Origin of the sequence: Sorangium sp. So ce296, from assembly GCF_051529605.1 — a bacterium.
GTDB lineage: Bacteria > Myxococcota_A > Polyangia > Polyangiales > Polyangiaceae > Sorangium > Sorangium cellulosum_D.
Map to the genome: position 1 here is coordinate 11,483,788 of NZ_CP150325.1, position 17,863 is coordinate 11,501,650.

Consider the following 17,863-nt stretch of genomic DNA (forward strand, 5'->3'; position numbering starts at 1 on the left):
CGCGGCTGCTGCGCGCGCACCGCGGGCATGGCCGCGTGGGCGCGCGCCGCTCTCGAAGGTCGTCGTCAGGCGCGCGCTCTTCCGCGCGCGCGGGCTCTCGGTCAGGGCGCTGCGCGCACCGAGAGCCCGGCGGCCGGGATGGTGAAGAAGAACGTGCTGCCCTGGCCGGGCGAGCTCTCGACCCAGATCGTGCCGCCATGGGCCTCCACGATGCCCTTGGTGACGAACGCCGCGAGCCCCATCCCCTGTCCGAGGGGCCGGCGAGCGGGCGCGTGCCGGGCGAAGAGCAGCGGCTGCTGGTCCGGCGCGATGCCGGGGCCGGTGTCGGAGATCGAGAACCGCGCGTCGTTGCCCGAGGGCTCCGCGCGCACGGTGATGCGTCCGCCCTTGGGCGTGAAGCGCATCGCGTTGCCGAGCAGGTTCGCGATGACCTGGACGATGCGCTCCCGGTCGCACGCGATGGGCGGCACGTCGTGCGGCAGCTCCTTCGCGATCTCGAGCGGCTTCAGCGCGACGGTCGGGGCGACGAGCTCGATCGCCCGGTCGAGGATCGGCTCGACCTCGTGCGCGCCCTTGCCGACCTTCAGCGAGCCGCTCTCGATGCTCATGGCGTCGACAAGGTCCTGCGCGAGCTGGTTGATGTCGTCCGCCGCGCGGGTGATCGCCTCGAGCTGCCGCCGCCCCGGGCCTTCTTGAGGGATCGAGCGCATCAGCATGCGGGCGCTGACCACGATCACGCTCAGCGAGTTCCTGAGATCGTGAGAGATGGTGGACACCGTCTCGCGGAGCATGCGCTCGGCCGTCTCGGCGCGGCGCTCCAGCCGCTGGCACTGCTCCTCGAGCCGCTCGCGCTCGGCCGCGTCGCCCCGCGGGGCGTGCCGGTCCGAGTCCGCCTTCGATCGCCTGGGCGCCCTGGCGCGCAGGGTCGCCGGCCCCGCGGAGCGAGGCCCGGCCGCTGCAACCGACGCCGATCCCCTCTTGGGCGAGCGCAGGGGCACCGCCGTGGCGCGCCCGCGGAGCGGGCGGCCGGACGCTCCATCCGCGCCGTCCGTCGCGTCTTTTCCGGCTTTTTTCCTCGTCACCCCCGCCATCCTCGCTCCCTCTTGCCTCTCAAGCGATCAGTTAGCCAGAAAGACTGTGCTCGGGATAGTCAGGTGGTGCCTCAGTCAAGTCATGGCAGCGCGGGAGCGCATGTGCGCTGTTCCTCTCCCGGATCGCGCGCGCCTCGCGGATCGCGCCGGCGCCGTGCGCCGCGCCGGTTTCGTGGGGTGGCTGGAGAGCAGATTCGCGACGCGTCAGGTCGTTCTTTCCGGCTGCGGCGACGGGCCCCGCGTGTCGCCTTCGACGCGCGACAGGAGGCGGCGAATCTCGAGCACGAGCGTGTCCGGCAGGCACGGCTTCGTGAGGAACGCGTCGCACCCCGCGTCCTTCGCCTCGCGCGAGTGGCCCGCGAGCGTGTGGCCGGTGAGGGCGACGATGGGGATCCGCTTCGTGCGCGGGTCGCTCTTGAGGTGGCGCGTCGCCTCCCACCCGTCGATCTCGGGGAGCGACAGGTCCATCAGGATGAGGTCCGGGATCAGCTCGAAGGCGCGATCGAGCGCCTCCCGACCGGTCGCCGCCTCGGCCACGCGGAACCCGGAGAAAGACAGGTATTCCGCGAACATCTCCCGGTTGTCCTGGAAGTCGTCCACGACCAGGACGAGCGGCGAGAACGCGTTGTCGTCACACTTCACTTCCATCCCAGTGAACCTTTCCATTCGTCGGCGCGCCGCCCGACGGTCGCGAACGAACGCGACAGCGTGCGGCCGGTCTCTCACGCAGGCGATGTAGGGGGGCGATCCGCTCGGGTCACGCGATGTTTGTATACCTTATTGCCGGCCAGATGCCGGGCATTTCCCCTCCCGCGCAGGGGTCGCCCTGCACCTGGCCTGATGGGATCTAAGGTTGTTCCTTACGTGCCCTAGGTAGGCCCGTAGGGCCGGCGGACGCCGATGATCTCGTGGAGCAAACGAGCGGCGCTATCCCAGTCGACTGGCTTGACGAGCACGCCGTCGAAGGCCGAGGCGTTGAGGGCGGCGCGGGCCTCGAGATCGCGGCGGCCGGTGCACGCGAAGATGGCGACGTGCTGGGTCGCCGGGTCGGCGCGCAGCGCCTCGGCGACGACGAACCCGTCGATGCCTGGCATCCTCAGGTCGCACAGGATCACATCCGGCACGTCCTGTGTGGCGAGGAACACGCCGCGCAGCCCACCCGCCGCCCGCTCGACCAGGAAGCCGTGCGCGGCGAGCGCCGCCTCCGCCATGACGAGGAAATCGGGATCATCGTCCACGATGAGGACCCGGCGGCGTCGCTCGACCACGAGGGTATCCTCGTCGCCCTCCTCGCCGTGTTGCTCGGCGGACTCTCTGCGCTCTGCCTCGGACATGCTCCCCCGCTCGCGGCTCGGCTGACGGCGCTCCCCAGGTGCTCGGGCTTCGATGTGGGGCATCCGGGCGACGACCTCCCCGCCGGCGTTCCTGGAAGGTCCCCCTGCGCTGGTGGAGGCGAAGCCTGAGCCCCGGGTACACCTTGTGCCCAGGTCGCTTATCCGCAACCATCAACTGTCCAGCGCAGATGGGGGCTCTGCGCGGTTCGCCCTCAGCGCCTGGCGACGGCTGTTTCGGGGCGGTCCCGACGACAGTTGGCTTGCTCGTCTGATGCTCGGGGTCCGCGCTGCTGCATATTCGGAGCAGGCGTCTATGTGCATGGATGACGAGTTTTTCGCGCGGGTGGGCCACGATCTACGCGGCGAGCTGGCGACCATGCTGGCGGGGGTGCACTACCTGCTGCGTTACCAGAAGGACCTCGGACCGGCGCCGCGCGACATGCTGGAGCGCGTGCGCGGCGCCGGCGAGCGGCTGAAGCGGCTGCTCGACGAGTTCGACAACTCCATCTGGCTCCGCGCGGACGCGAGCCGACCGATGTCGATCGCCCGCTGCAACGCGGCCGAGCTCGTCCGGCGCGCCGCGGTGCAGCTCGAGGCGATGGCCGCCGCGCGCGGCGTGCAGATCTCGTTCGAGGCCGGGCCCGATGGGGCCGCGACCGTGGAGGGCGATCCGGAGCTCCTCCGGGTGGCGCTGGAATACGTGCTCGGCTTCGCCATCCTGCGATCGCGCGATCGGCCGGTGCAGGTCCGCGTCTCGATCGCCGACGGCGCGCCGGTGGTGACCGTCGTCGACGAGGCGGGCCCCGTCCCGCCGGAGCCGCTCGCCCGGCTGCTCGAGCCGTTCGGCGAGCGGGCGGCGATCCCCGCCGACCCGGTCGCGCCGCGCCGCCGCGAGCGGCTCGGCCTCGGCCTCGCGATCGCGCACGGCATCCTCGGCGCGCACGGGGGCGGGCTGACCGTGGAGCCCTCGTCCGAGCGCGCGGACGGCGGCGCGCCGGCATCGGCCGCGGACCTCTCCGCGACCGGGCTGCGCTTCACCTGCTTCCTCGGCGGCGTTGGGCGGGATCCTCCTACCAGGTTGCCGGAGACGGAAGGTCGCTGCGACGCGGCGAGCGGCCGGTGACGGAGGAGACCCTCCGAGGGCTCCAACGCGGATCGTGTCCGATAGAGACTTCGTCTAGGATGAACCGGGCCGCACGTCGCGAGCGTGCTCCAACTTCCACCGCACAACGATGAATGCGCCTCGATGCCGACGCTGAGCTCTCTCCTCGTGCAGCATGGGGTTACCTCGATGCGGGTGGTCGAGGAGGCGATCGCCCGCCAAGTGCTCCACGGCGGCGACCTCGCCACGAACGTGCTGGAGCTGGGCGCGGTGAGCGAGCGCGAGCTCACCGCGTTGCTCGCGGAGAGCCTCGGGCTCCCGCCCGCCGTGGGCCGGCTCCGGCCCGCGTCGCCCGACGTGCTCCGGACCATCCCGGCTGAGCTCGCGGTCCAGCACCGCGTGTTCCCGCTCGACGTGCGCACGGGCGTCGACAGCGCGGCGGCGGGAGCCTCGCAGCCGGAGCCGACGCTGGTCATCGCGACGGCCGAGCCGCTCGCGCCGGCCGTGGCGGAGCAGCTGAGCTTCTCGCTGGGGGTCAACCTGCGGCAGCTCGCCGCGCCGCTGGTGCGCATCCGCCAGGCGCTCGCGGAGCACTACGGCGCCGCCCTCGAGCGGCGCCTGTCGCGGCTCGTGAAGCAGCTCGACGCGCGCGCCGAGCCGAGCCCGGCAGAGCCGGTCGAGCCCGCCCCCGCAGCCGTCGCTGCGCTCCCGCCGGAAGCGGCTCGGCCGCCGGCGCCAGCCGCCGGCGCGGGCGCGGCCCCGCCGGCAGGAGCCGACCCGGTCGCGCCTGCGCCGGTCGACGCGCCTCCGCTCGCGGCGGCAGGGGCGGCTCCGGCCGCAGAGCCCGACGCGGCGTCGCCCGCGGGAGCCGACGCCGTCGCGCCTGCGGACGTCGATGCGGCGGCGCCTGCCGATGTCGACGCCGACGCGACGTTGCCCGAGGGCATCCATCCGCGCGAGGAGACGGCGGAAGCGCGGCAGAAGAAGCGGTCGAGCATCGACGACGCCCCGACGGTCGAGGCGCCGTCCTCGATCGCTCGCGAGGAGGCGGCGGAAGCGCAAAGGCGATCGAGCATCGACGATGCCCCCACGGTCGAGGCGCTGACCTCGATCCATGACGAGGACACCGTCATCGCGGAGGTCTCGCTCAACGAGGCCGTCCCGACGCCGAGGAAGCCGCCGCTCCACGAGCTGGACGACGAGCCGACCGTCGTCGCCGAGTACCCGATCGATCTGCCCTCGTTCCGCTACCTCGAGGCGCACACGCCTGGGGCAGAGGCGCTGGCCTCGCGCCTCTCCAAGGTCGCTCCGCGGCGCGGCCAAGCGGGCCCTGAGGCGCCGGCGAAGCCCGACGCCGGCGCGGCGGATCCGGGCGAGGAGACCGCGCGTCCCGGCCACCTGGCCGCGCCGCAGCGAGAGCCCGCGACGGAGCCGGCAGAGCCGACGCCGCGCTCCGAGCAGCTCGCGCCGCGCCTCGCGGCGTTCGCGGCAGCGGAGGACGTGCCCGCGGCTCCTGCGGTGGAGGCGAGGGCGCCGGCCGTGGAAGCGCCGGCGCCGCCCTCGAAGCCGCCGACGCCGCCCTTGAAGCCGATGGCGCCGCCCGGGAGGCCGGTGGCGCCGCCGGCGCCGTCCGGCGCGCGGTCGCGGGCGCCGGGCACGCACCTGTTGACCGGCTGGTTGAAGCGGGCGTCGGCCGCGCACCGCGCTCAGCAGGATACGGTGCCGCAGGCTGCCGCGTCGCACCCGCGCCTGCCCGGCGGCTCTGCGCCAGCGGCGCCCGTCCCCGCGGCCTCCGCGCCCGTGGGGCCCGCTGCGACGACGCCGGCGGAGGTGACGCCCGTGGCGCCCGCGCTCGCTGCGCTCGCACCGGCGGCGCCTGCTCCTGCGGCCTCCCCGCCCGTGGCGCTCGCGCCTGCGGCGCCCGCGCCCGCGATCTCGGCGGCGAAGGGCTCGATGCGCGAGGCGGGCCGGTCGGCGCCGACGGCGCAGCGGCGCAAGGGCCCGTTCACGCTGGCCATGGCCGAGCAGGAGCTCGCCTCGGTCGACTCGAGCGAGGCGGTGCTCGCGGTCCTCTTCGACTTCGCGCAGCAGTACTTCGAGTACACGGTCCTGTTCACGGTTCACGGCGAGCGCGCGGAAGGCCGCAACGCCGCGGGCCCTGGCGCCGAGCGCGAGCGCGTCACGAAGATCGCCGTGCCGTTCGAGCGTCCCACCGCCCTCGCCAGGGCGCGCGCGCTGCGCGCGCCGCTCGTCGCCGCGCTCGCCGGCAGCGCCCCGGACGCGGAGCTCCAGCGCGAGCTCGGCAGGAAGGTCCACGCGGCCGCGGTGGCGGTCGTCCCGATCGTCGTGCGCGGCCGCGTCGTGGCGCTCGTCTACGGTGACGACGGCGCCGCCTCGGTCGAGCTCTCCAGCATCGGCGATCTCATCGCGCTCGCCGGCGTCGCAACGACGGTGCTGGAGCGGCTCATCCTGCGAAAGAAGATGAACCGGAGCGGCGGCGGAGCCCAGGATACCGCGGCGCCTCCGCAGCGGTCGTCCACGCCGCCGCACGAGGCCGCGGCGTCTCCGCAGCGGTCGTCCGCGCCGCCGCACGAGGCCGCGGCGTCTCCGCAGCGGTCGTCCGCGCCGCCGCACGAGGCCGCCGCGCCTGCGCGGACGCCATCCGCGCCGCCGCACGAGGCCGACGCGCCGCACGACGACGAGCAGGCCAAGGAGGGCCCGCTCTCCATGCGCACCCGCGCTGCGCTGCTGGAGCTGAGCAGCATGGTCCGCGCGGAGGCGCACGGGCCGACCGACGACGCACCCTCGCCGCCCGCCGCGCACGAGCCCCTCGGCGCGGGCGAGCCACAGCGAGCCGACGGCGCGGACGTCGAGCCGAACGGCCCGCGACCCCAGGGCGGCTGGTCCACGGAGGACGGGGGATCCGGGATCGATGCCGTCGCGCGGGCGTTCGGGCTCCGCGGCACGGGCGTGGAGGCCGAGCCCGTGCGTCCGGACGAAGGCGTCGCGCACGCGATGGCGTTCAGCTCGACCATCCCGCCGGCCCCGATGCCGCGCGCGTCGAGCCTCGGAACCGATCCGCAGATCCGGCTCGGCCTCGAGGCGGGCGCGGACGTCGTGTCGGGCACGGCCGTGACGGCGCCGATGATGCCCGCGGTCACCCAGCCGCTCATGCAGGCGGTGCCGGCGCCGGCTTCGCCGGTCATCACGGCGCCGCCTTCGCCGCCGGCCATCGACGAGATCCCCGACCTCGAGATCCCCGCGGCGCCGACCCACGCGCGGCCCGAGGACTTCGATCTCGGCGAGCCCGAAGAGGCGCGGACGAAGCGGTACTCCCGGCCGCCGTGGATGCTCGACAGCTCGATCAAGCCAGGCGCCGAGGAGCAGCGAGATCACGCGCCGGCGCCGTCGTCGGTCGCCGCGCGCCCCCACTGGCGCCGCACGCCCGTCGCCGTCGAGGCCGCCGCGGTGTACCCGAGGCCCCCGTCCGAGCGGCGCGCCGCGGTCTCGACCTCTCCGGCCAGCGAGCTGCGCGCGGAGTACAGCTCGCTCGTGCAGCACGTCCTCGCGGGCGGCGAGGCGGGCCCGCGGGCGTTCGCCGAGCTCGTGCGCAACGGAGAGACGGCGATCTCGATCGTCGCGGCGCGCTTCCCCGGTCCGCTCCGGGTCGATCGCCAGCGCTTCCGCGAGCAGCTCGCCGGCCCGGACGGCGCCGCGAACGTCGCCGCCGCGCCGCCTGCCTCCCAGTGCGGGCCGCTGCTCGAGCTCATCGTCGCGATCCGGCGCCCGGCGCTCCCCTTCATGACCGTGCGGAGCGCCTCGCCCGACCCCGAGGTGCGCTTCTGGGCCACGCACGTGCTCGGCGAGCTGCCGTACCCGGAAGCCGCCAACGCGCTGCTCCCGCGGCTCTTCGACGACAACATCGCCGTCCGGCGCATCGCGGTCCGATCGGCCGCCTTGTTGATCGCGGCGCCGCCCGCGGGCGGCCCGATCCTGCAGGGGCTCGATCACATCGCGCGCGACCGCGAGGAGTCGCCCGCGCGGCGGCTGAGCGCCATCGACACCATGTCCGAGATCCGCTCCGGCTCCAGCGTGCCGGCGCTCATCAGCGCGCTCTCCGATCCGCACGACGCGATCGTCGAGGCGGCGGTCCGCGCGCTGACCGCCATCACGCGGGAGGATCTCGGCCGCGACGCGCGCAAGTGGATGGCGTGGTGGTCGAGGAACGGCGAGCGCCATCGGATCGAGTGGATCATCGACGCGCTCACGCACGAGAAGCCCGCCATCCGCCGCGCCGCCATCGACGAGCTGAAGGGCATCACCCGGGAGTACTTCGGCTACTACGAGGACCTGCCGCGACAGGAGCGGGAGGCCGCCCAGGAGCGCTACCGCGCGTGGTGGATCTCCGAGGGGCGCTCGCGGTTCCGCACCACGGGCTGACGCCTCGCCGGGCCCGCGCAGGGCAGGGAGGCGGGCGGCTCATCCGGTCGTCGGGAGCCGCCCCTCGGGCAGGTGGGTCAGGTTCGGCGGGAGATCAGACCGCGCTCGGGCGGTTCACTTGGGGGCGGCGGCGGGCTGCACGGCGGGCGCCGGCCTCTTCACGACGTCGACCTTGGCCGCGGCAGGCGCGGTCTCGCCGGCCTCCTTCAGGGCCTTGTCGATCAGCTTCTTGAACTTCGAGAACGGCTGCGCGCCGCTGATGAAGTAGCCGTTCACGACGAACGCCGGCGTCCCGCTGATGCCCGCCTTGTCCGCCACGGAGTTCTCGGAGTCCACGAACGCCTTGTGGGTGTTCGCGTCGAGGGCCTTCTTGAACTTCGTCATGTCGAGGCCCTGCTCCTCGGCGTACTTCTCGAGCGAGGCGCGCGAGAAGGCGTCCGGCTGACCCTGGTTCTTGAAGAGCACCTCGTGGTACGCCCAGAACCCGGCGTTGCCCTTCTGCGCGTAGGCCTCCTGCGCGGCCTCGGACGCGAGCGGCGCGTTCTTGTGCATCGGCAGCGGGCGGTGGCGCCACACGATCTTCAGCTTGTCGCCGTAGGTCTTCGAGATCTGCGCGACCGTGTCCTCGACGCGCTTGCAGAACGGGCACTCGAAGTCCGAGAAGACCTGCATCACGACCTTCGCGCGCTCGCCGCCCTTCCACGGGCTGTTCGGCGGCGGCGCGGCGATCTCCTTGCGCTCGGGCGGCGGCGGCTCCTTGCCGTCCTTGATGATCTCGGCGTAGAGGTCCTTGGCGGCGACGCCCTTCGCGAGGAGCCCCTCGGCCTTCTTGATCTCCTCGTCGATGATCGTCTTGAACTTGTCGATCGGCTGCGCGCCGACGAGCCGGCGGCCGTTGATGAAGAAGTGCGGGGTCCCGGACGCCTGCAGGTCGTCCGCGAGCTCCTGATCGGCGGCGATGCCCGCGCCGTGCTTCTTGGTGGCGATCGCGGCCTTCACCTTCTCGACGTCGAGCCCGAGCTCCTTGGCGTAGCCGAGCAGGTCCTCGTCGTTGAGCTTCTGCTGGTTCTTCCAGAGCAGCTCATACGCGTCCCAGAAGCCCTTCTCGCCCTTCTGAGCGCGGGCCTCCATGGCGAGCTCGGCCGCGGGCTCCGCGCGCTGATGGAACGGGAGCGGGTTGTTCTTCCAGACGAACCGGACCTTGTCCCCGTAGGTCTTGAGGATCTCGTCGATCGTCGGGACGACCTTGCTGCAGAAGGGGCACTGGAAGTCGGACCACTCGACGATGGTGACCAGCGCGGTGGCCGGGCCCTTCGCGGGCGCGTCGCCGACGGGCACCTTCCAGACCGTCTTGTCGTCCTCCTGCGGGCGCTCGCGCTCCTTCTGGGGCGGCGCCTTCGCCTTGTTCTCCGCGGCGAGCTTGGCGTACACCTTGTCGGGCTTCGTCCCCGCGGCGATCGCGGCCTGCGCGGCCTTGAGCTGCTCGTCGATCACGGCGGTGAACTTGTCGACCGGCTGCGCGCCGCTCAGGAACACGCCGTTGATGATCGAGGCGGGCGTGCCGGTGACGCCGGACGACTTGCCGACCGCCATGTCGGCGTCGATCTTGGCCATGTACTCCTGCCGATCGTACGCCGCCTTGAACTTCGCCTTGTCGACGCCGGCCTCGCCGGCCCACTTCTCGAAGTTGTCGGGCGTGAGGCTCTTCTGGTTCTGGAAGGCGAGCTCGTGGAACTTCCAGAACGCCTTCGAGCCGCCGAGGCGGAACACGGTCTCGGCCGCGAGCGCCGCCGGACGCGCGTTCTTGTGGAACGGCAGCGGGTTGTTCTTCCAGACGATGCGCAGCTTCTCGGGACCGTACTTGTCCTTGAGCTGGTTGATCGTGGTCTCGACCCGGCTGCAGAACGGACACTCGAAGTCGCTGAAGACGACCATCGTCACCGGCGCCGTCCGCGCGCCCCACACCGGGTCCTTCGACGACACGGGCACCGCCGCGTCCTCGTCGCTCCACGGCTGGCCGTCGTCGACGGCCGCGGAGATCTCATGCCCGCGCGAGCCGGCGCTCCGATCGATACTCCACATCAGCCCCATCCCTGCGATGAAGCAGAGAAGAAAGCCGACGATGGCTGTTCCCTTGTTCATGATGTTTCCTCTCTCAACGGTGGTGGAGCGCCGCCAGGCGGGCCCCTCCTTCAACGCGGGCGCGACACCAGGTGCGCGCTCGCGACAAGATCGCCAATCGTGAGCTCCCAGGGCGGCGAGCCACCCTGGGCCGAAGGAGCCGCCGCCGCGCGGCGCGGCAGCAGCCCCCGGCGGAGCGCCGGGACCGCTCTGGACCGGTCACGCCGGCGCCAGCGCCCGGCCTCCGTCGCGCGAGGCGCGCCGCCCTCGAGAGGGCGAGCCTGCGCGACGTGGGCCCGGACGAGCGCCTAGCGGGCTCGGATCAGACCGGCAAACGCTCCGGATCTCGCGGCAAGACCGGCGCGAATCGCCCGCAGCGGGCTCGAGAGACCACGCGGCGCGATCGGGGGCGGCCTGGCCGGCGAGCTCGCCTCATCGAGGCGGGTGGTAGACGCCCTGCGCCACGCCGGCGCGCGGCCCGCCGGAGCTCGCGAGGAACGAGAAGGCCTCCACGGGCGCGCACGGGGCAGGCAGGACGAGCTCCGGAACGAGCACCGCCTGCTGCGGCGGGCTGGAGAGCTCGCTCACAGGGCTGGGGTGACCCGAGTTCGGCCCGACCCTCGGCCAGAGCTCGCCCCTGTCGCATCCAGGGGCCGCGTCGATCCGGTCGTCGGTCATCGGCAGCGTGCGCGGCGGCGCGACCGAGGAAGCGCCGCGCGGATCGCAGATGGGCGCGGCCCTCGTCTCGCCCGTCTCGTCATCGACGCTCGTCAGGACGGTGCACGACGGCTCGTCCGGCGGCGCGACGATCGTCATCCGGTCCTCTTCGCAGACCGGAACGATCGCGGCGCGCGCTCGCAGCGGCAGGACCAGCGCCAACGCGAACGTCAGCAAGGTCATCAGGCGCTGGGCGGCGTGTCGCGACATCCCTGCCAAGGAGTAGCCGAGGCCCGAGAGGAGAGCAATGGCCCGGGCTCCAGGAGAATGCGGTGGTTCCTGGGCCCTCCTGGACGGATCCCGCCGCCGCTCAGCACGATCGCCCGGGGCCGCGACTTGTCGACAGGGTGTGGATAACCCTGTGGATAACCTGGAGAGCCCCTGTGTCGAAATGGTGTGGCCCGGCGGCGGCGCCGCGGGAGCGCGGCCCGTTTCGACGCTCCGGCGCGAAGTTGGCCCACCTTGTCCTACATCCGATAGGTTCGGTTCATGGCGAACTCCTCCGCGACCGTGCCCCGCCCGGTTCTTCCGCCCTCGCATGAGCCCAACAAGAGCGGCTTCGCTGCGGACGATGTTCCCCGGCCGCTCGGCCGCTACGTGCTCCTGCGGCGCATCGCTCGGGGAGGCATGGGCGAGGTGTTCCTCGCCTCCACGACCGGCCTCGAGGGGGCCGAGCGCCCCGTGGTCGTGAAGATCATCCGCCGCGAGCACGCGTCGGATCCGAGCTACATCGCCCGCTTCCTGGACGAGGCGCGGGTGCAGGCGCAGCTCCAGCATTCCGGCGTCGCGCAGGTCATCGAGGCGGACGTCGACCCGGCGACCGGGGAGCCGTACGCGGTCGTCGAGCACGTCGAGGGCCGGAGCCTCGGCGAGGTCCGGGCGCGCGCGGTGCAGCTCGGGCACCGCTTCGACTGGGCGGAGGCGGTCGCGATCGCGACGATGATCGCCGAGGCGCTCGCCCACGTGCACGAGCGCAAGGACCCGTCGGGCGCCGCGCTCGGCATCGTCCACCGCGACCTGTCGCCCCAGAACGTGATGCTCGGCTTCTCCGGCGACGTGAAGATCATCGACTTCGGGACCGCCCGCGGACAGAACCGGCGCTGCCACACGGTCGCGGGCGTCGTGTTCGCGAAGCCGGGCTACGTCGCGCCGGAGGTCGCGAACGGCGACCCGGGCGACGCGCGGGTCGACCTCTACGCGCTCGGGATCATGCTCTGGGAGCTGTGCGCGGGGCGCCGCTTCCTCCAGGGCGACGCGCAGACGCACATGGCCGCGGTCGCGCGCAACCAGAACGATCCGCCGCCGATCGCCCTCTCGCTGGGGGCGCCGCCGTCGCTCGACGCCGCGATCGCGCGGCTCACGGCCTTCGACCGGGATGCCCGGTACCCGTCGAGCCGCGCCGCCGCGCGCGGCCTCGCCGCGCTCCTCGGCGCGGCGGCCGCGCTGCCGGGCGGCGAGCGCGGCGTGCGCGCGCGGGCCGCGCACCTGATGCAGCGGCTCTTCCCGGGCGAGCCGGGGCGCTCGCGCGGCGAGTTCGCGGCCCTCGTCGCCGCCGCGAAGGCGCACCGCGCCGCGGCCGTCACGCCGGTGAGCCCCCGCGCCGAGGCGATGGCCTCGGCCGAGCGCGGCGACGAGGGCATGCTGCCCGGCACGCGCTACCGGCTGCTGCGCGAGATCGGCACCGGCGCGAGCAGCACCGTCTACGAGGCGGAGCACGTCGACCTCGGGCGCCGCGTGGCGCTCAAGGTCGTCTCCGCCGAGCACTCCGCGGCGGACGCGGTCGCGAACCGCTTCCGCCGCGAGGCGCGCGTCCTCTCGCGCCTCTCCCACGAGCACCTCGTGAAGGTCCACGACTTCGGCATGGCCGCGGATGGCCGCCTGTTCTGCGGCATGGACCTGCTCGAGGGCGAGACGCTCGACGCCGTGCTCGCCCGCGGGGCCGCGATCGACTGGCGGGACGCGCTCACCATGGCGATCAAGGTGCTGAGCGCGCTCGAGCTCGCGCACGCCGAGGGCCTCGTGCACCGGGACATCAAGCCCGAGAACCTGTTCTTGACGCGCCCGAGCGGCGCCGAGGCCTCGCCCTCCATCGCCGAGGCCGGCCTGAAGCTGCTCGATTTCGGGCTCGCGAAGTGCCTGGCCGACGACCGCGGCGAGGGCGACGGCGTCGCGGACGCGACCGGCGCGGGGGAGGGGCCGGCCCGGGCCGCGGTCGCGATCGTGGGGACGCCCGAGTACATGGCGCCCGAGCAGGCGGCGTCGGGGCGCATCGACGGGCGCGCGGATCTCTACGCGCTCGGCTGCGTCCTCTACGAGATGCTCACGGGGCGCCTGCCGTTCGTCGAGCCGAGCCTCGTCGCGCTGCTCGACGCGAAGATCAAGGGCAGCCCCGAGCGCCTCCGCGAGCGCGCCCCGGCGCGGCAGATCCCGCCGTTCGTCGACGAGCTGGTGATGCGCGCGCTGGCCCGCCATCCGAGCGTCCGCTTCCAGAGCGCCGTCGAGATGCGTCAGGCCATCCTGAGGGCGCTCGGCGCGCCCGGGCGCGCGCGCGCCCGGCGCCGCGCGGTCGGGTTCGCGGCCGTGGCCGCCGTGATGGCGCTCGCGGGCGCGGTCGTCGTGGGCAAGGGGCGCGAGATCGCGGCGCGCGTCCCCGCCGCCGCAGCGCTGCTCGACGTCGGGCGCGAGGCGGCCCCGCCGCCGGGGGAGGCGGCTCAGGCCGCTGCGCCCGGCGTCGAGGCCGTCGACGCGCCGTCCGCCGGCGCGCCGTCCGGGGCCGCGGAGGCGCCGTCCGGGGCCGCGGAGGCGCCTTCCACCGGCGCGGCGGCGCCGCCCAGCGTCGCAGCCGCGCAGGCCCTCGCGGCCGCCGCGCCGGCGCAGGCCGCCGGCGCGCCCGCGGTCGCCGCCGCTGCGGCCGGTCCCGCTGCGGCCGGCGCGCCGGCGCCGGGCGCGGGGCAGGGGACCGATGCCCCGCGAGCCCTCGCCGCCCTGCCCGCCGCGTCCGATGCGGCCGCGCCCCGCGCCGGGGCCGCGCCGCCCGCGCCGCCCGCCGTCGCGAAGGCCGACGCCGCGAAGCCGCCCGCGAGGAGCGAGGCCGCCCCGCGCAGCCAGGCGGTGGCGGCGCGCGGCGCGGCGCCGAAGGCCGACAAGCCCGCGGCGCGCGGCCCGGCGGATCGCGCCTCGCGCGAGGTCGCGAAGCGCGAGACGAAGGCGCGCGAGCGATCGTCCTCGTCCTCGGCCCGCGAGCCGGCGGCGTCGACGCCCGCCCGCGGCGACGCCGACACGGCAGAGAAAGAGGGCAACGGGCACGAGGATCACACCGAGGCGAAGCGGCGCCGTCACAAGCGGCGGTCCCGGGTCGCCAAGGCTGAGTAAGCTGCGCCGCACGCGGCGCATTTCTCTCGCGCGCACGCTGCCGCGTTGTATACCGCGCAGCCTGCGATGGCTCAGATTTCCCTGTCCGCGCCGGGCTCGAACGCCGTTACCTCGGGCCCACCCCATCGCGCCATCCTGCGGCTCGCGCTGCCGACCGTGGCGGCGATGCTCACCCAGAGCATCGTCAACGAGGTCGACATCGTCTTCTTCGCGCACCTGCCGTGCCCCGAGTCGTCGAACGCGCAAGCGGCGCTCCTGCCGTCGCTGATCGTGCTCTGGCTGTTCGGCGGCTCGCTCAGCGCGATCTCGGTCGGCACGCAGGCGTTCACCGCGCGCCGCTTCGCCGAGCGGCGCCCCGAGGACGCGGGCGCGGTCCTCGCGAACGCCCTGTTCTTCGCGCTCGTCGCCGGCGTCGCGTTCTCCGCGCTCGGGTACCTGACGATGCCGTACATCCTGTCGGTCATCATCAAGGTGCCGGACGCGCGGCAGGCGGCGCTCGACTACCTCGGCTGGCGCCTGCTCGGGGTGACGTCGATGGCGGCGACGTTCGCCCTGAAGGCGTTCTTCGACGGGATCGGCAAGACGCACATCCACCTCGTCTCGGCCGTCGCGATGAACGCGCTGAACATCGTGCTCTGCCTCCTGCTCATCTTCGGCAACGCCTCGCTCGGCATCCCGAAGTACGGCATCGCCGGGGCGGGCATGGCGGGCTTCATCTCGACCTACGTCGGCCTCGCGATCATGCTCGCGTACGCGCTCCTGCCGCAGTACCGGAGCGTCTACCGGCCGTTCGTCTCGAGCAAGCTCTCGGCCCCGCTCACCTGGTCCATCCTCAAGCTGTCGATCCCGAGCGCCGTCGCCACCGTCGCCATCATGACCGGCTTCGGCCTGTTCTACGCGATCGCCAGCAAGCTCGATCAGGTCGCGCCGGCGGGCGTGGTCTCGCCGCTCTGCCCGGGCGGCCGCGCGGAGCCGGTCTACGGCGCGGCCACCACGGTGATCGTCGGCATCCTGAAGCTCACGTTCACCGCCTGCCTGGCCTTCGGCACGTCGACGGCGACCCTGGTGGCGCAGTCGCTCGGCGAGCGGGACGGCGACAAGGCCGCGCGCTTCGGCTGGGTGAGCGTCCGCCTGGGGCTCGCGATCTTCGGGGTCGTGGGCCTGCTCGAGGCGATCTTCGCCCCGCAGATCCTCGCGTTCGCCAGCAGCAGCGAGCTCGTCCAGGCCGCGGCGCTCCGGCCGCTCCAGGTGATGGGCATCGCCACGCCGCTCGTCGCGGTCGGCATGATCCTGACGCAGGCGCTCTTCGGCGCGGGCAACACGGTGTTCGTGATGGTGGTGGAGCTCATCCTCCACTTCACCTGCCTCGTCCCGCTCGCGTGGCTGCTCGGCATCACGCTCGGCTTCGGCCTGATGGGCATCTGGGCGGCCGGCGTCATCTACGTCGTCCTCCTCGCCGCGACGATGGTGTGGAAGTTCCGCTCCGGGGACTGGAAGAAGATCCGGCTCGACCCCCAGCGCCCGCTCGGCGCGGGCGGCGGCCCGGGCGCCCCGTAACCAGGGGGCTGACCCGCGCTCAGCGGGGGAACGCCGCGGAGTTCCCGCCGTCGACGGTCACGACGCAGCCCGTCGTGGCCTCGGCGGTGGCGAGGTACAGGAAGGCCTGCGCCACGTCGGCCGCGGTGGTCTCGCGCCGGAGCAGGTTGTCGCGGAAGTAGTCGTCGACCGAGACGTTGCGGGCGCGGGCGCGCGCCTCCAGCAGGCCCGCGCCGAACAGCGCGGTCCGGATGCGGTCGGCGTTGACGGCGTTGGCCCGGACGCCGTGGCGGCCGAGATCGACGGCGTACTGGCGCATGAGCGAGACGAGCGCCGCCTTGGCGACGGCGTACGGGCCGAAGTCGGCCCCCTGGTTGAACGCGCTCTTCGACGCGTTGAACAGGAGCGCGCCGCCCGAGTCCTGGGCGAGGAGCACCCGCGCCGCCGCGCGGGCGACGTTCTGGTGGCCGAGCAGGTTCAGCTCGAGCGATGCGCAAAGCGCCTCGTGCCCCTCCGACGTGTGGATCGGCCCGGAGAACGCGCGGCCGGCGTTCGACACGACGACATCGACGCCGCCGAAGTGCGCCGCGGCCTGCGCGAACGCCCGGTTTACGCTCGCCTCGCTGCGCACGTCGCAGGCGACCTTCAGGCAGCGGCCGCGGTGGCGCGCCCCGAGCTCGGCGGCGGCCTTCTCGAGCGGCTCCTCGTCGCGATCGGCCAGCGCCACGTGCGCCCCGGCCGCGAGGAACGCCGCCGCGGTCGCGTGGCCGATCCCCGAGGCGGCGCCCGTCACGAGCGCGATCCGCCGATCGAGCGGGCCCCGCTGCGCCGCCCCGAGCTTCAGCTTCGCCTGCTCGAGGCTCCAGTACTCCATGTCGAAGAGATCGAGCTCCGGGACCGGCTGGTACCCGCCGAGCGCCTCGGCGGCCTCGATCACCGAGACGGTGTGCTCGTAGACGTCCGCGACGATCTCCGCCTCGGCGTGCGATCCGCCGACGCACAGCGCGCCCACCCCGGGGAAGAGCAGCACCCGCGGGAACGGATCGAGCTCGTCGCGGACGACGCCTCGCGCCGCGCAGGAGCGGCGGAAGTACTCGTGGTACTCGGCCACGTACTTCGCGATGCCCTGCTCGACGGCCGCGCGGAGGCGCGCCGTGTCGGTCACGTCGCAGCCGCTCACGACGAGCGGCCGCGCCTTGGTGCGAATGACGTGGTCCGGGGTCGCGCAGCCGATCTGCGAGACCCGGGCGACGTCGTCGCGCTCGCAGAACGCGATGAGCTGCAGGCCCGTGCGGAGCGTGGAGACCCAGGGGCGGCCCGAGGCGCGGGCGAGCGCGCCGCGCACCACCGGCCCGATGGCGGCCCGGATGTCCGGGTCCGGCGCCGCGACCGTGGGGTGCGAGACGATCGCGCTGCGCTGGGCGATGTAGCGCTCGGCGCGCGTCACGGCGTCGATCATGCGCGTGTAGCTCTCCTCGGCCGCCTCGCCCCACGTGAAGACGCCGTGCTTGTCGAGGATCATCAAAGGCGGGAGCCCGCCCTGCGCGAGGCGCCCCCGGACGAGCTCGGCGACGCGGCGGGCGAGCGCGAACCCGGGCATGACGTACGGCACGAACAGCGCCTCATCCCCGTAGATCGCCCGCACGATCTCGGCCGAGCCGGGCTGATCGATGACCGAGAGCACGGCGTCCGCGTGCGTGTGATCGACGAACTTCGCGGGGATGATCGCGTGCAGCAGCGCCTCGACCGAGGGCGTCGGGCTCGACGGATCCAGCATCTGGCCGCGCAGGAGCGCGACCATCTGCTCATCGGTCATCGCCTCGAGCTCGCAGGCGCGCTTGAGCGGCGCGAGGCGGCACGCCGGGAAGCCGCGCGGCTCGATCGTCGCGAGATCCCACCCGCTGCCCTTGATGAAGAGCACGTCGACGCGATCGCCGAGCAGGTCGACGGCCGTGCTCTTGACGCTCGTGTTCCCGCCGCCGTGGAGCACGAGCGACGGATCGGCGCCGAGCAGGCGCGAGGTGTAGACGCGGAGGGCGAGATCCTCGCCGCAGGACGCGGCGTAGGTGTCGAGGTAGCGCTGGGCTTCGTCCTTGCTGTGGCGAGGATCCATCGACCGGCCGCCTACCCCAGCGGCGGAGGCGCCGGAA

The 17,863-nt window shown here is 73.7% G+C and carries 10 protein-coding genes; 4 read left to right on the forward strand and 6 right to left on the reverse strand.

Annotated features, from left to right (window positions below):
• Positions 1–101 precede the first annotated feature (101 nt).
• From WME98_RS42410 to WME98_RS42420, 3 genes are all read right to left on the reverse strand, one after another.
• Complete coding sequence (locus WME98_RS42410; RefSeq protein ID WP_437947333.1) at positions 102–1,091, reverse strand: sensor histidine kinase; 990 nt, start codon at positions 1,089–1,091, stop codon at positions 102–104.
• Between the two features lie 204 nt (positions 1,092–1,295).
• Positions 1,296–1,739 (reverse strand): response regulator, encoded by a 444-nt coding sequence (locus WME98_RS42415; RefSeq protein ID WP_061622134.1) that lies wholly within the window; start codon positions 1,737–1,739, stop codon positions 1,296–1,298.
• A gap of 221 nt (positions 1,740–1,960) precedes the next feature.
• On the reverse strand, positions 1,961–2,425 hold the full coding sequence (locus WME98_RS42420; protein WP_437947334.1) for a response regulator: 465 nt from the start codon (positions 2,423–2,425) through the stop codon (positions 1,961–1,963).
• Positions 2,426–2,744: 319 nt separating this feature from the next.
• Here WME98_RS42420 and WME98_RS42425 point away from each other — a divergent pair, with 319 nt between their 5' ends.
• Together WME98_RS42425 and WME98_RS42430 are read left to right on the forward strand one after the other, a co-directional pair.
• The gene (locus WME98_RS42425) at positions 2,745–3,548 is read left to right on the forward strand and encodes a sensor histidine kinase (protein WP_437947335.1); all 804 of its coding nucleotides are present in this window, start codon (positions 2,745–2,747) and stop codon (positions 3,546–3,548) included.
• Positions 3,549–3,671: 123 nt separating this feature from the next.
• The gene (locus tag WME98_RS42430) at positions 3,672–7,967 is read left to right on the forward strand and encodes a hypothetical protein (protein WP_437947336.1); all 4,296 of its coding nucleotides are present in this window, start codon (positions 3,672–3,674) and stop codon (positions 7,965–7,967) included.
• Positions 7,968–8,081: 114 nt separating this feature from the next.
• On the opposite strand, the gene WME98_RS42435 is transcribed toward WME98_RS42430, so the two are convergent.
• Together WME98_RS42435 and WME98_RS42440 are read right to left on the reverse strand one after the other, a co-directional pair.
• Positions 8,082–10,109, reverse strand: coding sequence for a DsbA family protein (locus WME98_RS42435; protein WP_437947337.1), 2,028 nt, complete (start codon positions 10,107–10,109; stop codon positions 8,082–8,084).
• A 411-nt stretch (positions 10,110–10,520) separates the two neighbouring features.
• Positions 10,521–11,015: a hypothetical protein gene (locus tag WME98_RS42440; protein ID WP_437947338.1), complete on the reverse strand. Its 495-nt coding sequence runs from the start codon at positions 11,013–11,015 to the stop codon at positions 10,521–10,523.
• Positions 11,016–11,294: 279 nt separating this feature from the next.
• Here WME98_RS42440 and WME98_RS42445 point away from each other — a divergent pair, with 279 nt between their 5' ends.
• Both WME98_RS42445 and WME98_RS42450 read left to right on the forward strand, forming a co-directional pair.
• A complete protein-coding gene (locus tag WME98_RS42445; protein WP_437947339.1) occupies positions 11,295–14,177 on the forward strand; it encodes a serine/threonine-protein kinase in 2,883 nt (960 codons plus the stop codon).
• 66 nt (positions 14,178–14,243) lie between these two features.
• On the forward strand, positions 14,244–15,734 hold the full coding sequence (locus WME98_RS42450) for an MATE family efflux transporter (RefSeq protein ID WP_437947341.1): 1,491 nt from the start codon (positions 14,244–14,246) through the stop codon (positions 15,732–15,734).
• 19 nt (positions 15,735–15,753) lie between these two features.
• Here the strand turns inward: WME98_RS42450 and WME98_RS42455 are convergent, their stop codons facing one another.
• Entirely contained in the window at positions 15,754–17,826 is a 2,073-nt protein-coding gene (locus WME98_RS42455) for a bifunctional aldolase/short-chain dehydrogenase (protein ID WP_437947342.1), read from the reverse strand.
• Positions 17,827–17,863 lie beyond the last annotated feature (37 nt).

What these genes read in the sequence shown, in the direction of transcription:
- WME98_RS42435 (WP_437947337.1), bottom strand. Translation starts at nt 10,109, where the DNA reads ATGAACAAGGGAACAGCCATCGTCGGCTTTCTTCTCTGCTTCATCGCA.
- WME98_RS42440 (WP_437947338.1), bottom strand. Translation starts at nt 11,015, where the DNA reads ATGTCGCGACACGCCGCCCAGCGCCTGATGACCTTGCTGACGTTCGCG.
- WME98_RS42445 (WP_437947339.1), top strand. Translation starts at nt 11,295, where the DNA reads ATGGCGAACTCCTCCGCGACCGTGCCCCGCCCGGTTCTTCCGCCCTCG.
- WME98_RS42430 (WP_437947336.1), top strand. Translation starts at nt 3,672, where the DNA reads ATGCCGACGCTGAGCTCTCTCCTCGTGCAGCATGGGGTTACCTCGATG.
- WME98_RS42415 (WP_061622134.1), bottom strand. Translation starts at nt 1,739, where the DNA reads ATGGAAGTGAAGTGTGACGACAACGCGTTCTCGCCGCTCGTCCTGGTC.
- WME98_RS42410 (WP_437947333.1), bottom strand. Translation starts at nt 1,091, where the DNA reads ATGGCGGGGGTGACGAGGAAAAAAGCCGGAAAAGACGCGACGGACGGC.
- WME98_RS42425 (WP_437947335.1), top strand. Translation starts at nt 2,745, where the DNA reads ATGGATGACGAGTTTTTCGCGCGGGTGGGCCACGATCTACGCGGCGAG.
- WME98_RS42450 (WP_437947341.1), top strand. Translation starts at nt 14,244, where the DNA reads ATGGCTCAGATTTCCCTGTCCGCGCCGGGCTCGAACGCCGTTACCTCG.
- WME98_RS42420 (WP_437947334.1), bottom strand. Translation starts at nt 2,425, where the DNA reads ATGTCCGAGGCAGAGCGCAGAGAGTCCGCCGAGCAACACGGCGAGGAG.
- WME98_RS42455 (WP_437947342.1), bottom strand. Translation starts at nt 17,826, where the DNA reads ATGGATCCTCGCCACAGCAAGGACGAAGCCCAGCGCTACCTCGACACC.